18 protein-coding genes and 1 pseudogene are annotated in these 17,419 nt (G+C 65.0%); 7 read left to right on the forward strand and 12 right to left on the reverse strand.

The genetic code is table 11. The annotated features are described in order from the left end of the window. On the forward strand, window positions 1–1,155 hold the full coding sequence (gene argE, locus RBB42_RS16360) for an acetylornithine deacetylase (protein ID WP_305970358.1): 1,155 nt from the start codon (window positions 1–3) through the stop codon (window positions 1,153–1,155). A 62-nt stretch (window positions 1,156–1,217) separates the two neighbouring features. Next, window positions 1,218–2,249, forward strand: coding sequence for an L-idonate 5-dehydrogenase (locus RBB42_RS16365; protein WP_305970359.1), 1,032 nt, complete (start codon window positions 1,218–1,220; stop codon window positions 2,247–2,249). Window positions 2,250–2,314: 65 nt separating this feature from the next. Here the strand turns inward: RBB42_RS16365 and RBB42_RS16370 are convergent, their stop codons facing one another. The 6 genes from RBB42_RS16370 to RBB42_RS16395 form a co-directional block, all read right to left on the reverse strand. Next, on the reverse strand, window positions 2,315–2,896 hold the full coding sequence (locus tag RBB42_RS16370; RefSeq protein WP_305970360.1) for a DUF1190 domain-containing protein: 582 nt from the start codon (window positions 2,894–2,896) through the stop codon (window positions 2,315–2,317). Window positions 2,897–2,942: 46 nt separating this feature from the next. Beyond that, complete coding sequence (locus RBB42_RS16375; protein ID WP_305970361.1) at window positions 2,943–4,169, reverse strand: glutathionylspermidine synthase family protein; 1,227 nt, start codon at window positions 4,167–4,169, stop codon at window positions 2,943–2,945. A gap of 106 nt (window positions 4,170–4,275) precedes the next feature. Further along, window positions 4,276–5,013, reverse strand: coding sequence for an SDR family oxidoreductase (locus tag RBB42_RS16380; protein WP_305970362.1), 738 nt, complete (start codon window positions 5,011–5,013; stop codon window positions 4,276–4,278). Next, the gene (locus RBB42_RS16385) at window positions 5,010–6,335 is read right to left on the reverse strand and encodes an FAD-binding oxidoreductase (RefSeq protein ID WP_305970363.1); all 1,326 of its coding nucleotides are present in this window, start codon (window positions 6,333–6,335) and stop codon (window positions 5,010–5,012) included. Before RBB42_RS16385 ends, RBB42_RS16380 begins: the two co-directional genes overlap by 4 nt. Continuing rightward, window positions 6,332–6,754 carry a GtrA family protein gene (locus tag RBB42_RS16390; RefSeq protein ID WP_305970364.1) on the reverse strand — a complete coding sequence of 141 codons (423 nt, stop codon included), beginning with the start codon at window positions 6,752–6,754 and terminating at the stop codon, window positions 6,332–6,334. The genes RBB42_RS16385 and RBB42_RS16390 overlap by 4 nt, the downstream gene beginning before the upstream one ends. Before the next feature lies 1 nt (window position 6,755). After that, window positions 6,756–8,255, reverse strand: a complete 1,500-nt coding sequence (locus RBB42_RS16395) for a UbiA family prenyltransferase (RefSeq protein WP_306043730.1) — start codon at window positions 8,253–8,255, stop codon at window positions 6,756–6,758. Window positions 8,256–8,513: 258 nt separating this feature from the next. On the opposite strand from RBB42_RS16395, the gene RBB42_RS16400 reads away from it, so the two are divergent. Next, entirely contained in the window at window positions 8,514–9,830 is a 1,317-nt protein-coding gene (locus tag RBB42_RS16400) for an aromatic ring-hydroxylating dioxygenase subunit alpha (RefSeq protein ID WP_305970366.1), read from the forward strand. Further along, window positions 9,830–11,260, forward strand: coding sequence for a glutamine synthetase family protein (locus RBB42_RS16405; RefSeq protein ID WP_305970367.1), 1,431 nt, complete (start codon window positions 9,830–9,832; stop codon window positions 11,258–11,260). The genes RBB42_RS16400 and RBB42_RS16405 overlap by 1 nt, the downstream gene beginning before the upstream one ends. 1 nt (window position 11,261) lies before the next feature. On the opposite strand, the gene RBB42_RS16410 is transcribed toward RBB42_RS16405, so the two are convergent. Further along, the gene (locus RBB42_RS16410) at window positions 11,262–12,230 is read right to left on the reverse strand and encodes a ketopantoate reductase family protein (protein WP_305970368.1); all 969 of its coding nucleotides are present in this window, start codon (window positions 12,228–12,230) and stop codon (window positions 11,262–11,264) included. A 90-nt stretch (window positions 12,231–12,320) separates the two neighbouring features. Next, window positions 12,321–12,728, reverse strand: coding sequence for a DUF1801 domain-containing protein (locus RBB42_RS16415; protein WP_305970369.1), 408 nt, complete (start codon window positions 12,726–12,728; stop codon window positions 12,321–12,323). A gap of 243 nt (window positions 12,729–12,971) precedes the next feature. Between RBB42_RS16415 and gst the strand changes: the two genes are divergently transcribed. After that, a complete protein-coding gene (gene gst, locus RBB42_RS16420; protein WP_305970370.1) occupies window positions 12,972–13,670 on the forward strand; it encodes a glutathione transferase, Atu5508 family in 699 nt (232 codons plus the stop codon). On the opposite strand, the gene RBB42_RS16425 is transcribed toward gst, so the two are convergent. From RBB42_RS16425 to RBB42_RS16435, 3 genes and pseudogenes are all read right to left on the reverse strand, one after another. Then, window positions 13,607–13,954 carry a TRAP transporter large permease subunit gene (locus RBB42_RS16425; RefSeq protein WP_305970371.1) on the reverse strand — a complete coding sequence of 116 codons (348 nt, stop codon included), beginning with the start codon at window positions 13,952–13,954 and terminating at the stop codon, window positions 13,607–13,609. The genes gst and RBB42_RS16425 overlap by 64 nt on opposite strands. Continuing rightward, window positions 13,951–14,484 (reverse strand): TRAP transporter small permease, encoded by a 534-nt coding sequence (locus tag RBB42_RS16430; protein ID WP_305970372.1) that lies wholly within the window; start codon window positions 14,482–14,484, stop codon window positions 13,951–13,953. Before RBB42_RS16430 ends, RBB42_RS16425 begins: the two co-directional genes overlap by 4 nt. Beyond that, a pseudogene (locus tag RBB42_RS16435) lies at window positions 14,484–15,497 on the reverse strand (TRAP transporter substrate-binding protein). The gene RBB42_RS16430 and the pseudogene RBB42_RS16435 overlap by 1 nt, the downstream one beginning before the upstream one ends. 162 nt (window positions 15,498–15,659) lie before the next feature. Between RBB42_RS16435 and RBB42_RS16440 the strand changes: the two are divergent. Further along, window positions 15,660–15,836: a helix-turn-helix domain-containing protein gene (locus tag RBB42_RS16440; protein WP_306043731.1), complete on the forward strand. Its 177-nt coding sequence runs from the start codon at window positions 15,660–15,662 to the stop codon at window positions 15,834–15,836. Between the two features lie 27 nt (window positions 15,837–15,863). Further along, the gene (locus RBB42_RS16445) at window positions 15,864–16,673 is read left to right on the forward strand and encodes a substrate-binding domain-containing protein (protein ID WP_305970374.1); all 810 of its coding nucleotides are present in this window, start codon (window positions 15,864–15,866) and stop codon (window positions 16,671–16,673) included. 7 nt (window positions 16,674–16,680) lie between these two features. Here RBB42_RS16445 and RBB42_RS16450 read toward each other — a convergent pair whose 3' ends face one another. Further along, complete coding sequence (locus tag RBB42_RS16450) at window positions 16,681–17,322, reverse strand: TetR/AcrR family transcriptional regulator (RefSeq protein ID WP_305970375.1); 642 nt, start codon at window positions 17,320–17,322, stop codon at window positions 16,681–16,683. Between the last annotated feature and the right edge of the window lie 97 nt (window positions 17,323–17,419).

A 17,419-nucleotide genomic window follows, 5' to 3' on the forward strand; every position in this document is an offset into this window, starting at 1 on the left:
ATGGACCTGCTCTACCGCACAGAGGAACTCCTGGGCGAGTTGATCGCCTTTCCAACCGTCTCGGCGGACGGCAACCTGGACCTGATCGCCTGGGCCGCGAACTATCTCAAGGAACTCGGCGCGACTTGCGACGTGACGCTGGACGAGACCGGGCACAAGGCCAATCTCTTTGCCACCTTCGGCCCCGAAGGCGACGGCGGTCTGGTCCTGTCGGGGCATTCCGACGTGGTGCCCGTCGAGGATCAGGAATGGTCCTCGGAGCCGTTTGTGATGGAAGATCGCGAAGGGCGGCTCTATGGGCGCGGCGCCTGCGACATGAAGGGGTTCATCGCCTGCGTGCTGGCGGTGGCCCCGCGCATCGCCGAATGGCCGCTGACCCGCCCGGTCCATATCGCGCTGACCTATGACGAGGAAGTGGGCTGTTTCGGTGCCCGCGCGCTGGTCGAGGACCTGCGCGCCCGCGAGATCCGCCCGGCAATGGCAATCCTTGGCGAACCGACGATGATGCGCGTCATCAACGGGCACAAGGGCTGCTACGAATACACCACCCACATCACCGGCTGTGCCGGACATGGGTCCGCCCCGGATCACGGGGTCAATGCCGCTGTCTGTGCGGCACGCTATGCCGGGCGGCTGATGGAACTGGAAGGCGAACTGCGGACCCGCGCCCCCGAGGGCAGCCCGTTCTCGCCCGCCTGGACCACGCTTAACATTGGCCGGATACATTCGGGCCACGCGCATAACGTCATTCCCGACCATGCCGAGATCGACTGGGAAATGCGCCCGGTCCAAAGATCCGACGCCGAGCACGTCCTGGCCGAAATCGACCGTTTCGCCGAGGAGATGCTGCCCGCGATGCTCTCGGTGCATTCCGAGGTCGCGATCACCCGTGAGGTCATCGCCGAAACGCAAGGGCTGCATCCGGTCAAGGACAGCGAAGTGGCGGAAATCGTTTCCACCCTGACCGGCGCCAATGGACTGGACGTGGTGGCCTTCGGCACCGAGGCGGGGCTGTTCCAGTCACTGGGCATGGATTGTGTTGTCTGCGGCCCCGGGTCGATCGAGCAGGCGCACAAGCCGGACGAATACGTCAGCCGCGACCAGCTGTCGGCTTGCTTGCACATGCTGCAGGGGTTGGAACGGCACCTGACCTGAACGCCCCTCGACAAGCCCCGGCCCGGTCCCCATCATGGCGCACGGAAACGGGAGGAGCCTGCATGAAGACCATCGTCGCCCACGGCGCACATGACCTGAGGATCGAGGACCGCGATATGCCCGTTCCGGGGCCCGGGCAGGTTCTGGTCCGGCTGGAGGCCGGCGGCATCTGCGGGTCCGACCTGCATTATTACCACCAGGGCGGCTTTGGTGCGGTCCGGCTGAAGGAACCGATGATCCTGGGCCACGAGGTTGCGGGCCGGATCGAGGACCTGGGCGCGGGTGTCAGCGGCCTGGCCAAGGGGCTGCGGGTCGCCGTGTCGCCATCGCGGCCCTGCCATGCCTGCCGGTTCTGCCATGCGGGCCAGCCCAACCATTGCCTGAACATGCGGTTCTACGGCTCTGCCATGCCCTTCCCCCACATCCAGGGCGCTTTCCGCGAGTTCCTGGTGGCAGATGTCGCGCAATGTGCACCTGCCGGGGACCTGAGCGCTGGCGAGGCGGCGATGGCCGAGCCTCTCTCGGTGGTGCTGCACGCCGCCCGCCGCGCCGGGGACCTTCTGGGAAAACGCGTGCTGGTGACCGGCTGCGGACCGATCGGGATGCTGGCGGTCCTGGTGGCGCGCGCTGCGGGCGCAGCCGAAATCGTGGCCACCGATCTCAGTGATTTCACCCTGGACATGGCGGCCCGCCTGGGCGCCGACCGCGTCGTGAACATGGGCAAACACCCTGACGGGCTGGCGCCGCTTGCGGCGGAGAAAGGGCAGATAGACGTGCTGTTCGAGTGTTCTGGCGCGGCGCCCGCGCTGGTCGCCGCGATCCCGGCGATGCGACCCGGCGGCGTGATCCTGCAGCTTGGTCTGGGAGGCGACATGACCCTGCCGGTGCAGGCGATCACCGCCAAGGAACTGGAGTTGCGCGGGTCTTTCCGCTTTCACGAGGAATTCTTTGCCGCCGTGGAATTGATGCGCAAGGGGCGCATCGACGTAAAGCCCCTGATCACCCATGAGGTCGCGCTGGATGAGGCGGAGGAGGGCTTCATGCTGGCCTCGGACCGCAGCCGGGCAATGAAGGCGCAGATCCGGTTTTCGTGACCGGCGACGAACGGATCAACGACCCGCTGCCACGCGAAATGCACACGTGCCGGCAGTGAACCAGGTCAACCGCCGAACCGCGTGCGGTCTCCTGCCGACTTGCCGAACCCGCCGCGAGAGAGCGCGGTGGCGCGGGACATCGGTTTGGCGCCGATGGTCGAGGCAGGGCGCGTGAACTGCGAGGTGCCAAGCTTGGTCGCGCCCTTGTTGCCCGAAAAGACACTGGAGCCTGCCGCATTGGTAAAGCGCCCGTCCTTGGTCTTGTAAAGCGGCTGCGCGGCGGACATGCCGGACCGTCCGCCCATCATGTTCCCGATCAGGTAGCCAGCCAGCAGCGGCATGAAGATGCTGCCGGAGCCGCCCTCTGTCACCGCCGCCTCGGGGCCGCAGGCGCCCGGGCCGTGCAGTTCCTCGCAGACCTCGCGGCTGTCGTAACGCGGCGCCGCCTCGACGTGCAGTTTCTCAGCTTCGGCAAACTGGATCTCACAGTCCTGCGCCGAGAACATGCCACCGCGCAGCGCCTCGTCCTTGCAGGTCTGGAGGTCGGGAAAGGCAGCGGCGTCCACCTGTTCCTCCTTGCATCCCGCGAGGGTAAAGGCCGCGGCGCCGACGATCGCGATGGCAACCCGTTTCGAACGTTTGGACATGACACTCTTTCTTTCTGCCGTATGGGCGGTCAGTTGGTTGCTCGGCTTATGCCTGAATGTAGTGGGGTTTGAACCGCGACAAATCCTGCGTGATACGGGAACGGTCCTCCCGGATGCCGATCCCGGCGCAGGCCTGCCCGACGATCCATGCGCCGACTACAGGCCGGAAGCCGTCGAAAACCGGCAGTGGCGCATAGGCCTGAACGATCCGGGGGTGTTCGGAATACTCGGTGTTCTGGGCCTCTTCCAGGATCTTGCCAGCCTTCAGGATCGAGACGGAGGCCCCTTCGCGCGACAGGATCGGCTTGCGCACATGGCCCGAGGCGAGGCCGGCTTCGGCCCGGGCGAATGCCTCTGCGACCCCGGCGGAGGGGCTGCCCCTGCGCTCCATCGCATCGGCCACGTCCGCTTCGAAGAAAGCCGGCAGCAGGTTGGGGTGGCCTTCGAACATCTGCCAGAGCACCGGCAATAGCCCCTTGTTCGACAACAGCGCCTTCCACGCCGGTTCCAGGAACAGGCACCCCGAGCCGTCGATGTGATCGGCATAATCGTCAAGGAAGAGGTCTTCCCATGGGTAAAGCTTGAAAAGGACGGCGATCCGGCGGTCCTTATCGTCGAGAAAGTGACCATCCGCGCTCAACCCGATCTTGTCGAGGTCGCAGTAATGCGCCCCCAGCCCCGCCTCACGCGCGGCCCATCCCATCGCCTCGACCGTGCCGTAATCCTCGGGGTTGTCCGCGACCGCCGTGAAATGCAGATCGCTGTTTTCCTCGAAGACCTCACCGAAACGAGCGACCAGCGCCTCGTGGATACCGTTGAACTGGTCCGTGCCCTCGGGCAGGACCCCTGCGCCAAGCTGGTCCTCCAGCCACTGCCACTGGAAAGCCGCGCTTTCGTAAAGAGAGGTCGGCGTGTCGGCGTTGTATTCCAGAAGTTTCGCCGGCCCCTTGCCGTCATAGGCGAAATCGAAACGGCCATAGATCTCCGGATCGTCCTGTTTCCAGCTGTCGGCCACCAGGTCACGGCGATTTTCGGGAATTGCCAGTTGCGCCATCAGGCGTTCGGAGGCGATGATTTCCGCGACCGCCTCACGGCACATGGAATGCAGTTCTGTCGCCGGGTCTTCGAGATCGTTTTCGATCTGGTCGAGCGTAAAGGCATAGGCCGAGCTTTCGTCCCAGTAGGGTTCTCCATGCATGTCCGCAAAGGTAAAGCCGACCTCGCTGGCGTGATCACGCCAATGCGGCCGCTCCGGCAAATGGATCTTCTGCACCTGTCTGCTCTCCTGTTGCGAAAGGCGCCTCGGTGATGGGGACTTCGGGGGCGGTACGCGATCCTGCAAGGGGCAGGTACGTCTCAGGCCGCCGGGGTGCCAGCCGTCAGATCTTGAGCTTCTTGAAAACCGGCTCGGGGATGTTGCGGATGATGGCCATGACCAGCCGCCAGATACCGCGCACATAGATCACGTTGCGCTGCTTTTGCACCGCCTTCAACACGGCGTGCCCCACCTCGTCGGGTTCGGCCGTCAGCTTTGCGGGCAGGTCCATGCCCTCGGTCATGGCCGTATTGACAAAGCCCGGCAGCACGGTGACCACATGCACGCCCGTCTTGGCCAGCCGGTTGCGAAGGCCCGAGAGGAAAGCCGTGAACCCGGCCTTGGCCGAGCCGTAGACATAGTTCGTGGCCCGCCCGCGGTCGCCTGCGACCGAACTGACGCCGACCAGCGTGCCGCTGCCCCGGGCCTCGAACCGGTTGGCAAGGAGGGCAAGGATGCCAGCGGGACCTTCGAAGTTGCTGCGCAGCACCAGCGATGCCTTGCCGAGATCCTGTTCGTTTTCCGACTGTTCGCCCATGTAGCCCACGACGCTGACCGCGATCTGCGGCAGTGCGGGCAGACTGTCGAGGAAGGGCGCAAAGCCGTCGCTGTCCAGCACGTCGAAGTCGTGCAGCGTGACCTCGACCCCATGGCGCAGGGCCAGGTCGGCGCGCACCTTGTCCAGGCTGCCGGCGTCGCGCGCGGCCAGCTGGATCGGGTGGCCCTGGGCGGCAAAAGCATGGGCGATGGCCTGTCCCATGTCGGAGCGGGCACCTAGGATCAGGACGGGCAGATCGGTCACAGGGAAAGCCTTTCGGATTGGGCAGAGGCAAAATGCGCCTTGAGACCACGGGTTTCGCGCATCTCCAGGAACTCTGACACGCGGTCATCGGCCTGACGCAGGGTTGCGGCGCGCATGCGGCTGTCCTTGGCCAGGTAGAACCGCCCGCCGTGGGCGACGGCGATGGCGTCAAGCCGTTCCAGCAGGTCCAGCGTATGCGATTTCATCGGGAAATCGAGCGCCAAGGTGTACCCCTCCATCGGGAAGGAAAAGGCGCTGTCCTGCGGGCCAAAGCGCTTCAGCACCGCAAGGAAAGATCCGGCGCCGGCATCGGCGATGGCCTGCAGCAGTTCGGTCAGCCCGTCGCGGGCCGAGGCAAGCGGGATCACGCATTGGAACTGGGCAAAGCCGCGGCGGCCATAGATGCGGTTCCATTTCAGCACCGAGTCGAGCGGGTAGAAATAGCTGTCCCAGTCGACCAGCGAGGTGCCCGCTTTCCATGCGCCCATGCGGTAATAGAGTTCATTGAAGGCGCGCACCGTCCAGCGGTTGAGCGCAAAGCCCGGAAAATCCAGTGGCACCGACAACTTGCCCTTGTGACCAGCGTCCAGCGGGGTCTCGGCCTTCTTGGGGTCCAGTTCTGCCCGTGTCGCATGCTCCCCCAGCATGACCAGCGAACGGCCAAGGTGCCGCCCCTGCCCCATGCAGTCGATCCAGGCGACCGAATAGGTATCATGGCCATGCGCCTCGAACATGTCCATCGCCGTGGCAAGGTCGGGCGCGGGGTGGATCGTCTGGCGGATCCAGGCGGTTTCAACGGGCCGCAGGCGGATGGCTGCGCGCAGGATCACGCCGGTCAGGCCCATGCCACCGATCGTCCACCAAAAGAGGTCGTCCTCATCCTTGCGGGAGGCGCGGCGCACCTCACCGTTTGGCCCCATGATCTCGATCCAGTCGACGCAGGCGCCGAAACTGCCCTCCACATGGTGGTTCTTGCCGTGCACATCGGCCGCGATGGCACCGCCCAGGGTGATGAGTTTCGTCCCCGGCGTCACCAATGGGAACCATCCACGCGGCAGGAAGGCGTCGATCACGTCGCCCAGAAGAACGCCAGCCTCGGCCACCAGCCGTCCAGTTTCGGCGTCAAATTCCAGCATGTGGTTGAAATGGCGCATGTCCAGCGTCAGCCCGGCCCCCACCGCGCTGTCACCGTAGGACCGCCCGTTGCCTCGGGCGATGACCGGACTGCTGCCGGTGACAAACGCTTTCACAGCGGCCTCGTCGCGCGGTGCGCGGACCTCTGTTTCGATCCGTGGAAACCGGCCCCATCCGGATAATTTCATGACATCGCTCCCAGCCGCGCGTCGGTAAAGACAAAGCGCCGGTCGAGATTGTACTTGATGACATACCCGATGGTGAGGCCGAGGACTGCGCCCAATTCGCGCATCACATCGGTTTTCCAGAATATCCAGAAGGCGGTTTCCGTCCCCCAGAAGACAGCCGTCGTCACGATCCCCATGAGAGTATATAGCGTGAACTGGCGCCCGTGCGCGCGCAGGCCGGTGGCGTCGTCGTAGAAGATCCAATGCTTGTCGAGCAGGTATTTGACCACCAGCCCCACCAGCGTCCCCGCCCCGACCGCAAGGGCAAAGGCGACGCCTCCGTCCCCCGCCAGCAGGACAAGCCGCTGGGTGACCAGATTGGCAAGCGTCGCAAGAACGGCAAAACCCGCGTAGCGCAGCAATAGCGTTCGGCGCGTCATCTCACAGCGCACCGATCAAAGCGAACCCGAAACACAGCATCACGCAAAGCTGGCTGACGCGGTCCCTTGCGGCAAAGACCAGCGGGTCATCGTGCATCTGGCCTCGATGGGCAATCATGATGGTCCGTGTGATCCAGTACAGCAGCACGGCCCCGATCCCCCAAAGCATGTAGGGCGCGTTGTAGAGATCGCTGACATCCGGCGAGTCGACATATAGCACAAGCACCAGAACCGAGACATAGCCCGCCGCGATGGCGATCATGGTGATGATCGGCAGGTCCCCGACGTTGTAGCCCCGCCCGCGCGCATGCAACGTACCGCGCCGGGCACTGTCGACCAGTTCCGCCTGTCTTTTCACCGCGGCAAGAGCCAGGAAAAAGAAGATCGCAAAGGCCAGCAACCAGACCGAAAGCGAAATACCCGTTGCCACGGCCCCCGCCACGATGCGCATGCTGTAGAGCCCCGCAAGGGTGCATATGTCGATCACCATCTTGCGCTTGAGGTTCAGCGAATAGGCCGTTGTCAGCACGAAATAGCCGCAGACCACCGCCAGGAAGACCGGGCTCACTGCCAGTGAGACCGCCGCGCCGGCAAGGAAAAGCGCAGGGGCCATGATCATCCCGTGCGGCAAGGGCACCGCGCCCGACGCGAAGGGGCGCCGCTTCTTGCGCGGGTGGGCGCGGTCGGCGTTCAGGTCGGTCATGTCGTTGACGACATAGACGCTGGAGGCCACCAGACTGTAGGCGACAAAGGCGGAAATCGCCATGAACACCGTCGCCGGATCGAACTGGTGTCCTGTCAGCATCGGCAGGAAGACCAGGATGTTCTTCAGCCACTGATGCGGGCGCAGAGTCTTGACGTAGGGCCGCAGCGTCCCCGGCTTGGTTGTCAGGTGCTCGACCTCGGGGGCGATGGCCTCTGCCTCGGACTGCAGCCGTTTCGAGGCGTTGACAGTCACCGCGCGGGCTGCCTGTTCCCAGACCGGCAGGTCGGAGGAACTGTCGCCCATGTAGACGTATTGCGCTTTGCCGAAACGATCCGCGAGAAAGGCCGCCTTCGCCTTACCCTTGAGGTTGCGCATCCCGTCAGAGCCATGCACCTCGTCGAAGACGCCCAGGTGTTCGGCAATCGCATCGGCCAGGCTCTGGTCCGCGGCCGTCACAAGCGCGGTGCGCCCGCCCTTTTCACGCCAGGCCTGGATATAAGCCAGCACGTCGCTGTCGAAAGGCAGGGTCGCCGGTTCCAGCCGGGCGGTTTCGGCAAGCCGCTGTTTCAGCGCCGCACGCCCCCGGGTCAGGGCCCGCATGGCGGTCAGGGCCACTGTCCAGTCGCGGCCGAACGCGGTCCAGAAGCTCTCGTACAGCATGTCGCTACGCAGCAGCGTCCCGTCGAGATCAACGACCAGCGTCAGCCCGGACCGATCGCGCAGCGGATCCTCTGCTGCCCCGCCCGACTGCCTTTCCGGGCCGCATGCTGGCTCTGCGTACATTATCCTGTCCATTCAGGTGTTTGGATCAGCCGATACCCTAGGCGCGCCGGCCTGTCACGTCGAGCGCAGAAAACCAGCGGCGTGGAATGTGTCCGGCGGGCCACAGGCCCGGCTCCGCCCGACCTCCGGTGCGGATCCACACCCTTGCCGGGCGAGCGATCTTGACCCTGCGGCACCCCTGCCACGGGCGGCGTTTATCTTGACGCCCCAACCACCTAACCGCCAAACTCCGGCCGAAAGCAGACAGCCAGAACGTGGGAGGAGAGCGGCATGATCAGTCAGGAGCTCAATGATCGATTGACGAGGGTGGGGCGGGATCAGCCCGCGGGCCAAGTCCTGCGCCGCTACTGGCAGCCTGCCGCCCTGAGCGATGAGCTGAAAGGCCCCCGCCCCGTCGTGCCGGTCACCCTGCTGGGCGAAAAGCTGGTGCTGTTTCGGGATAACGCGGGGGAACTGGGCCTGATCGGGCGGCATTGCCCGCACCGCGGCGCCGACCTGTGTTACGGTCGGCGCGAGGACAACGGGTTGCGTTGCCCTTTCCACGGATGGCATTTCGACCGGACCGGGCAATGCGTCGAACAACCCGGAGAGCCCGAGGGCTCGAAAATGCATGAACAGATCCGCACACCGGCGTATCCGCTGGTGGAACGCAACGGCATCGTCTTTGCCTACATGGGCCCCGGCGACCCTCCGCCGCTGCCGAACTTTGACTGTTTCCGCGCGCCCGACACCCATGTCTTTGCCTTCAAGGGACTGTGGGAGTGCAACTGGCTGCAGGCGTTGGAAGTCGGCATCGACCCGGCCCACGCGTCCTTTCTCCACCGCTTCCTGGAAGACGAGGACCCAAAGGACAGCTACGGCAAGCAGTTCCGCGACAGCGCGGCGGATACCAACATCCCCATGACCAAGCTGTTGCGCGACTATCCGCGCCCCGAGATCCGAGTCGAGGAAACGGAGTTTGGCCTGAAACTGACCGCACTGCGGCACATGGAAAACGGGCTGACCCATGTGCGCGTGACCAACCAGATCTTCCCCGAGGCGATCTGCATCCCGATGAGCCGCGAGATGACGATCACCCAATGGCATGTGCCCATCGACGACGAAAACTGCTATTGGTACTCGATGTTCACCAGCTTCGACAAACCGGTGAACAAGGAGCTGATGCGCGAACAACGGCTGAAGGAACACCGCCTGCCGGACTACGCGCCGCGGAAGAACAAGCGCAACGACTACGGCTATGACCCCGAGGAACAGGCGCGCGAGACCTATACCGGCATGGGGCTGGACATCAACGTGCATGACCAGTGGGCGGTCGAGAGCATGGGGCCGATCCAGGACCGCACCGACGAACACCTGGGCAAGACCGACGTGGGCATCGTCCGCTATCGCCGGATGCTGCGCGCCGCGATGGACGCGCTGGAGAAAGGCGAGGAAAGCGCGCTGCCGATGCGGGGCGCCGTTGATCCCGCCACGATCCGGGGACCGCTGTCCAACGATGCGATTGCCGACAGCGCCGATTGGGACGCGGCCAGCCTGCGCGCCGATGCCGAACGGCGCGACGCCTGTCCCTGGGACGCGGGGCTCTGATGCGGGACCACCTGGCGCAGGGCCGGCTGTGCCGCGACGGGCTGTTGCAGCCCGAGGCCGCCGCAGAGTTGATGGCGCGGGTCGATGCCGAGGGGATCGAGACCCTGCGCATGCTCTTTGCCGATGCCCATGGTATCCTGCGCGGCAAGACGGTCACGCGGCGCGGGCTGGAAGGGGCGCTGAAATCCGGTCTGCGGGTGCCCTCTACGCTCCTGCTCAAGGACCTGTCGCACCGGACGGTCTTTCCGATCTGGTCCGAGACAGGCGACACGCCGATGTCAGGCGCCAGCGACCTGTTGCTGGTTCCCCGGGTCGAAACCTTCTGCCCCCTGCCCCATGCGCCGCATTCGGCGATGATCCTCTGCCGGGTGCTGCGCACCGACGGTCGCACGCTTCCCTTCGTTCCCCAGACGCTTCTGCAAGGGGCCATCGACCGGCTGGCGACGCGCGGCATGAAGGCCGTCATGGGCCTCGAGGTCGAGTTCCAGGTGTTCGAGCCGGTGGAACCCGCGCTGGACCATGCCGACGCCACCATGCCGCCACGCCCGCCGTTGACGCGCGGCGTGAACCAGGGCTGGCAATATCTCACCGAGACCCGCTACGATGCCGCCGAGCCGCTCCTCGACCTTCTCCGGCGTAGCGCCGAGGCGATGGGCCTGCCTGTGCTCTCTGTCGAGGTCGAAATGGGGCCAAGCCAGTTCGAGTTCACCTTTGCCGCCGATGACCCGCTGACGATTGCCGACCGCGCGGTGCTGTTTCGCACGATGGTCAAAGAGGTCTGCGCACGCGAAGGCTACCTTGCCTCTTTCATGGCCAAGCCACGGTTGGAAAACGCCGCCGCCAATGGCTGGCACATCCACCAGAGCGTGACAGACATGGACGGACGCAACCTGCTGATCCCCGAGGTGGACGGCGCGCTGACGAACGTCGCTTTCGGCTGGATCGGCGGTCTTCTGGCCCATGCGCGCGCCTCCTGCATCGCGACGACGCCCACGGTGAACGGGTACAAGCGCTATGCGCCCTACCAGCTTGCGCCGAACCGGATCGGCTGGGGCGCTGACAACCGGGGCGCCATGCTGCGCGCTCTGATGGCGCCCGGGGACGCGGCCAGCCGGGTCGAGAACCGTGTGGCCGACAGTGCCGCAAACCCCTATTTCGCGCTGGCCTTCCAGATCCTGTCAGGGGTCGACGGGATCGAGGCCGGACACCGTGCCCCAGCCGCGCTTGAGAACCCCTACGACAACAGGGCAGAACATTTGCCCACCACCCTCGGCGAGGCGATTGCCGCCTTCGAAGGGTCACGGATGTACCGAGAGGCACTGGGCGAAGAAACGGTTGCCTACCTGGCTCGTCTCAAGCGGGCCGAGTGGGAGCGTTACCTGTCGACGATTTCGGAATGGGAGCAGGCGGAGTATTTCACGGCGTTCTGACTCATATTCCCAGTTCGGCGGCCAGGGCCTCCGGCGTCATCGCCCCCACCGCCGCACCGCCACGCGCGAGTCGGGCAGCAATCGAAGTTATGGCCGCGTTCAGGGGCGCATGGCCACCGTTGCGCCGGGCAATCAATGCCACCTCGCCGTTGAGGTAGTCCGTCTCGACCGCGCCCGCCCCCCGCAGAAAGCTCTGGGTGGTGGAGTTGCCCGCGCGGTCCAAGCCCTCGATCGGCGCAATTTCAAGCAGTGTGCCGCGACGCGGGTCGCCCTCGCCCATGTCCTGCCAGGACAGGCCCGCGGCCCGGAACACGGTTTCGGCCTCCTGACGCAGGGCGGACGTGATCTCGGGCGCCTTCACGCCCCGCCCCAAGACCGCCTCGACGATGTTGCCCAGGTTGACGATCAGCTTGCCGTACTTGTTTTCCATGACGGTCGCCGTGGCGAACGACCGGATGCCCGCCCCCGTCAGTGCATCGGCCAACGTCTTGTCCGCCGCATCGCAGCCACCCGGATAGCGGCCGATGTCGAAGACGCCGTAGTTGGGGCGTCCGAAACAGATCGCCTCATCCGCCGCGATGTACTCGGCGGGCAGCATCACGTTGATTCCATGCACGTTGTCGAAGAACCGCAAGGCCAGATCCTCGTTCGCGACACCGTTCTGCATGCAGAAGACCGGCTGCAAGACATACCCGGCGGCGCGCAGGTCGCCCAGCGCCGCAGCGCTGTCCTGGCTCTTTGTCGCCAGCAGGATCACGTCGTCGTCGCGCGGGGTCAGCTCTGTCGCCTGTTCGACCAGCTTTAGCGGCACCCGCTTTTCGCCCTTGTGACCACGCAGCAACAGCCCCTTTTCCCGCATCGCTGCCAGCCGCCGCCCGCGCGCAATGCCGATCACCTCGTGCCCGGTGAGGGCAAGCGCCGCCCCGATGACACCGCCGACCGCACCGACACCGAAAATCACGATCCGCATGATCACCCTCCTGCCTGCCCTTGCGGGGCGGACCATGCGGGTCCGGTCACAAGGGTGCAAGTGCTCTCACCTCGCGCGGCGGGAAGATCGTCAACGCCTGTGATAGCTCAGCGCCCCGGCAATGCAGATCCGCAGGGCCGATACGGGCAACGGCTCGGCCAGGGGCAGGTGCAGGGCGCGGTTGCCTTCGGCAGTCAGTTCTGGAAAGTGGTCTCGCCAAGTCGTGACCAGCGAAGTCTGGCAGTGCACCAGCAACTGCAAAACCTCCGGCACCTTCGGTTTCCAGGCAAGGCGCAGGGTCGTGCACGCACCGGTCGCCGCCGTCAGGAAGGCCGGCTCGCCCCATTTGAGGGTCTCGGTCAAGGGTCCCACAGAGAGGTTTTCGGCCTCGTCAAGGATCACCATGCGCAGCTGCATAAAGTGCGCCCGTGCCGCCGGCGGATACCCGACGACAACATCGGCAACCTCGACGGGCGGGGGCGCCATCATGGCAGCCATGCTGCGCGCCTTGCCCCGTGCCGCCCTGTCACCATCCGCATCTTCCGATCATCCGCGCCACGTCGTGACCACCCGCAAAATCCGTCGCCGCGATCCTGCCAGACCCGGCCCCGCTGCACCAGTCCGCGCGTCGCCATACGGGCGCGGGCGGCGGTCAACCGCAATACCTGTATCCGCGCGCCCCGAGGATGGCCCGGCAGGTGGAATCGGCATAACCTCGGCTCGATGATCGGAGGCTGTTCCATGTCCTACACGCTACTCTATTGGCCCATCCCCTTTCGGGGCCATGTTCCGCGCTTCATCCTCGCCCAGGCGGGGGCGGAGTGGGACGAGCCGGCCTTTGATGCCGTTCTGACCGCAAAGACCGCCCGCCCCGAGGACCAGCCGACACCCTTCATCGGTCCGCCCGTGCTGATCGACCATGACGCAGGTCGGGCCCTGTCGCAGATGCCGGCCATCTGCATGTACCTGGGACGCAAACACGGTCTGTCGCATGACCCGGACCTGGAATTGCGGCTGCTCTGCGATGCCTCGGACATCCTGCTTGAGATCACCTGCCATCACGGCGCCACCATGTGGACGCGCGACACATGGACCGCCTTCCGGGGCGACCGCTTGCCACGCTGGATGCAAGGGCACGAATGGCTGGTGACGGAAACAGGGGTCACGGTATCGGGAGGTTTCATCTCCGGCGCAGGGTCGCCGGGCCTCGCCGATCTCGTACTGGCGGCACTGTGGCACACGATGGCCGATCGGCTACCGCCCCTTCGGCCCCTGCTGCAAGATACCGCGCCGGTATTGGGCGCATTGGCGGACCGCGTTGCCAGCTTGCCCGCGCTGATGCGTCTGCGCGACGACTGGGCCGATTGCGCGGATGTCTACTGTGCAGGGCAGATCGAAGCCTCGCTGCTGGAGATGCTGAACGAGGACATGGAGAGATGAGCACGTTCGACGAAGACCTTTTCCTGAAAGGGCTGGATCATCCGCACCAGGTCGAACAGATGCGTCGTCACGCCGGTGGCGTTCAACAGGTTGGCGGCAAGGATGAACATTGGGACCGCCAGCAGGGGCAAACTGTCGAGCGCGTTCAGGAAACGCTGTGACAGGACCGCGATGGGCAGCCCCTGCATCACGATCACGACGGCCGAGGACAGTCCGAGGCAAACCGAGATCGGCGCGCCGACGGCCAGCAGTGCGAGAAACAGGGCGACGAGAATGAGGCTCATGTGGGCAGTCTGCTATCGTCCCTGGGATCGTGGTAGGGGTCGGTCGGGGCGCGTCCGGTCAGGGTGCGAGCAACACTGTGCAGGGCAACGGCCAAGAGGAACAGGCTGCCCGTCAGCGCGAGACTGTAGTAGACCCAGTTGGGCACGCGCATCGCAGGTGTCAGGAACTTACCCGCGCGCGGCAGAAATTCGGCGAAGCTCCAGAGCATCAGCGCGGCAAACCCCAGCGTGGCGATGTCCCCGATCAGATGCATGACCTTGCGCGCCCCCGGCGGCGAGGCATCGGGCAGCATAGAGACCGAGACCAGCACATGCCGCCCGGCGAGACAGGGCACGGAAAGAAACACCAGCCCGATGCCGGAGAACCGCGCCAGTTCGTCCGCCCAGGGCAACCCCAGGTCGTAGAAGTTGCGCGCGGCCACCTGCGTCACGACCAGGACGGCCATCAGCACCAGCAGGCCCATGCCCAGCGTGACCCCGATACGGGCGAACCGCGCGAGGATCGCACGGCCCGGTTCGATGCACGGCATCAGGCGACCGCCGCGATCTTCTTGTAAAGATCGCCGTATTCGGCGCCAAAACGTTCGTCGACCAGCTTGCTGACCGAGGCGCGGAAGGCATCCAGTTGCAGACCATCCTCGGCGCCGATCACGGTCATGCCAAGGTCGCGCAGCTTCTGGGTCTCGGCGTCTTCGTCGTCGAGGATCGCCCTAATCGCCTTTTGGCGGGTCTGCTCGGCAGCTTCGCGCACTGCGTCCTTTTGCGTGGTGTCGAGGCTCTGCCAGACGTCCTCGTTCATCACGACGACCTCGGCGTTGGACATGTGGCCGGTCAGCATCAGGTGCGACTGGACCTCATAGAGCTTGACGTTCAGCACCACGTTGACGGGGTTTTCCTGCCCTGGCACGACGCCGGTGGCCAGCGCGGTGGGCACCTCGGACCAGTCGACCGGCACGACAACGGCGCCCATGCCCTCGACCGCCGTGGTGTAGATCGGGAATGGTACGGCGCGGATTTTTGTCCCAGCCAGGTCCCCGGGCGACATGACCGCCTTGTTGCAGGTCAGGTTCCGGCGGCCAAAGTAGTGGGCGTAGATCACCCGCACATTGGCGGTAGCGATCAGGCCCTCGTTCAGCTCCTTCATGACCGGGCTTTCGACATCCGTCACCTTCATCAGGTGGTCGACGTCACGGTACAGCTACGGCGTGTCGAGCCCCGCAAAGGGTTGGTACAGCGACCCCAGCGCGCCGGCAGTGTTATGCGAAAAGGCGATGGTGCCCAGCGACACCGCCTCTGCCAGTTCCTGCAGCTTGCCCAGCTGGCTGTTGGGGAAGACTTGCACGCAGATGTCGCCGCCCGAGCTCTGGCCCAGCGCCTCGGCGAACCAGTCAGCCTGCGCGCCCGCGACAGAGGCGACCTCGTTGTTGTGGCCATAGCGCAGGGTCGTTGCGGCAAGGCCGGGACGCGCCAGAAACGGCATGGCCAAGGCACCGGCGCCGGTGGCCAACAGGCTGCGGCGGGTCAATCCTCGGGACTTCAGCATCGGGCCTCCTCCCGGATAATGATGGGTTTTGATGTTTCATCATGCCTTGGATGCGCCCAAATTCATGATTTCAACAGAGTTGACCAAGGTTATGGATATTCGGCACCTTTCGCCAAAGGATATGAAATGACGGGTTTTGAGGTCCGTCAAAAAGAGCACAGCATGACGGACAGCACGAAACCGCAGCTTGCCGACATTGCCGCACGCGCAGGCGTTTCGCTGGCGACGGTCGACCGGGTCATCAACCGCCGCAAGTGCGTCAAGGAGCGCACGCGCGGGAGGGTCTTGGAAATTGCCCGCGAGATCGGGTTCCTCGCGGCCGAGGACGCGGAACTTTAAGGCGCGGAACGCCCCTTGACCGTGGTCATGCTGCTGCCTGCGGGGTCAAATCCCTATCTGCGTCTGCTGGACGAATGGGTGAAGGCGCGGGTCGGACGGACCGGGATCAACGACCCCTTCCTGCGCTGTTTCTTCATCGACAGTTTCGACGCCACCGCGCTGGCCACAGCGTTGCGCAAGAACGCGGCCTGGGCCGATGCCATCGCCTTTTTCGCGATTGAACACCCGGAAGTGCGCGAAGCCACTCTTGAGGTCGCCGCCGGGGGAACCCGGCTTGTCACCATCGTGTCGGACCTGGGCACCTTGCCCGGCGTCGCGCACCTCGGACTGGACAATCGCGCCGTCGGTCGGACGGCCGGCCTGCTGATCGGACGCCTGGCGCATGTGGACACGGGGGCCGTGGCGCTGGTGGCCGGGTCACGCCACCACCGCGCCCGTTCGGAACGCGAGGCAGGCTTTCTCAGCATCCAGGAAGAGATGTTCCCGCACCTGCGCGTGATCGGCATGCGCGAGGGGCATGACGACGGGGGCGAGAACTATCGTCACACGCTCGCCCTGCTGGAACAGGCGCCGGACCTTGTGGGCATCTACAACGTGGGCGGATCTTCCAGCGGGATCAGCCGCGCCCTTCGCGAGCGTGACAGGATGGCTGTCACTTTCATCGGTCACGACCTGACCCCGGACACGCGCCGCGCCCTGCTGGAGGGCAGCATGGACGCCGTTTTCGACCAGGATCCGGACCTGTTGATCGACGCCGCGATCCGGGCGCTCCCACAGCCCGAAGCGCAACCGCGCCCCCTGCGGCTTGAAATCTATTTCCGCGAGAACCTGCCCTGAACACCCTCTATCCGGCCAGATCCGCATCCCCGTACCGTGCCTCGAATCGCGCCAGTTCGCGCGCATCGGGCGCCTGTCCGGTGAAGGTCTTTACATAGTTGGGGATCCGCGCCAGGCGCAGGCCGACATCCTCCTGCACCTGCATCGAGATATAGCCGATCTGCACCAGGTACATCGTGCGCGCTCGAACATCCGCTTCGCCCGGATCATAGCCGAACCTTTCGAACATCGCCCGGATGGCCGACAGGCGCAGCTCGTCCGCGGTGTTCACCTTGGCGGCGATGGCGTCGGACTGATGCGCCCACCCCCGCACTGCCAGGTCCAGCCGGGGCTCGAACCCGCCCCCGGGCAGGAATGTCCCGATCACCGAAAGCGCGGCCTCCGTGATGGTCTCTGCAAAACCTTCGGTCGCCTGGACAAGGCAGCGAGTGTTGATCCTGTCCCAATCGTCCAGCAGCGCCTGCAGCAGGGCCTCCCGGTCGTCGAAGAACCAGTAAAAACTGGTCCGCGATAGGCCAAGCTTGCTGGCCAGCGGCTGGATCTTCACCGCATCTATGCCCGATCCGATAAAGGCCTCTCTCGCCGCGTCGAGCCATAGCTCACGCGATCCGCGCCACCCTTTCGAACTCTCGTCTGTCTCCTGTGTCATGACGGATCTTCTAACAGCGCGATCGGGGTGTCACAAGAAAACTCGACACCGATGAACACAAACTTGACACAGGTGAACATTCCGTGCATCGCTGCCC

Source organism: Mameliella sp. MMSF_3455 (assembly GCF_030733205.1).
GTDB lineage: Bacteria > Pseudomonadota > Alphaproteobacteria > Rhodobacterales > Rhodobacteraceae > Antarctobacter.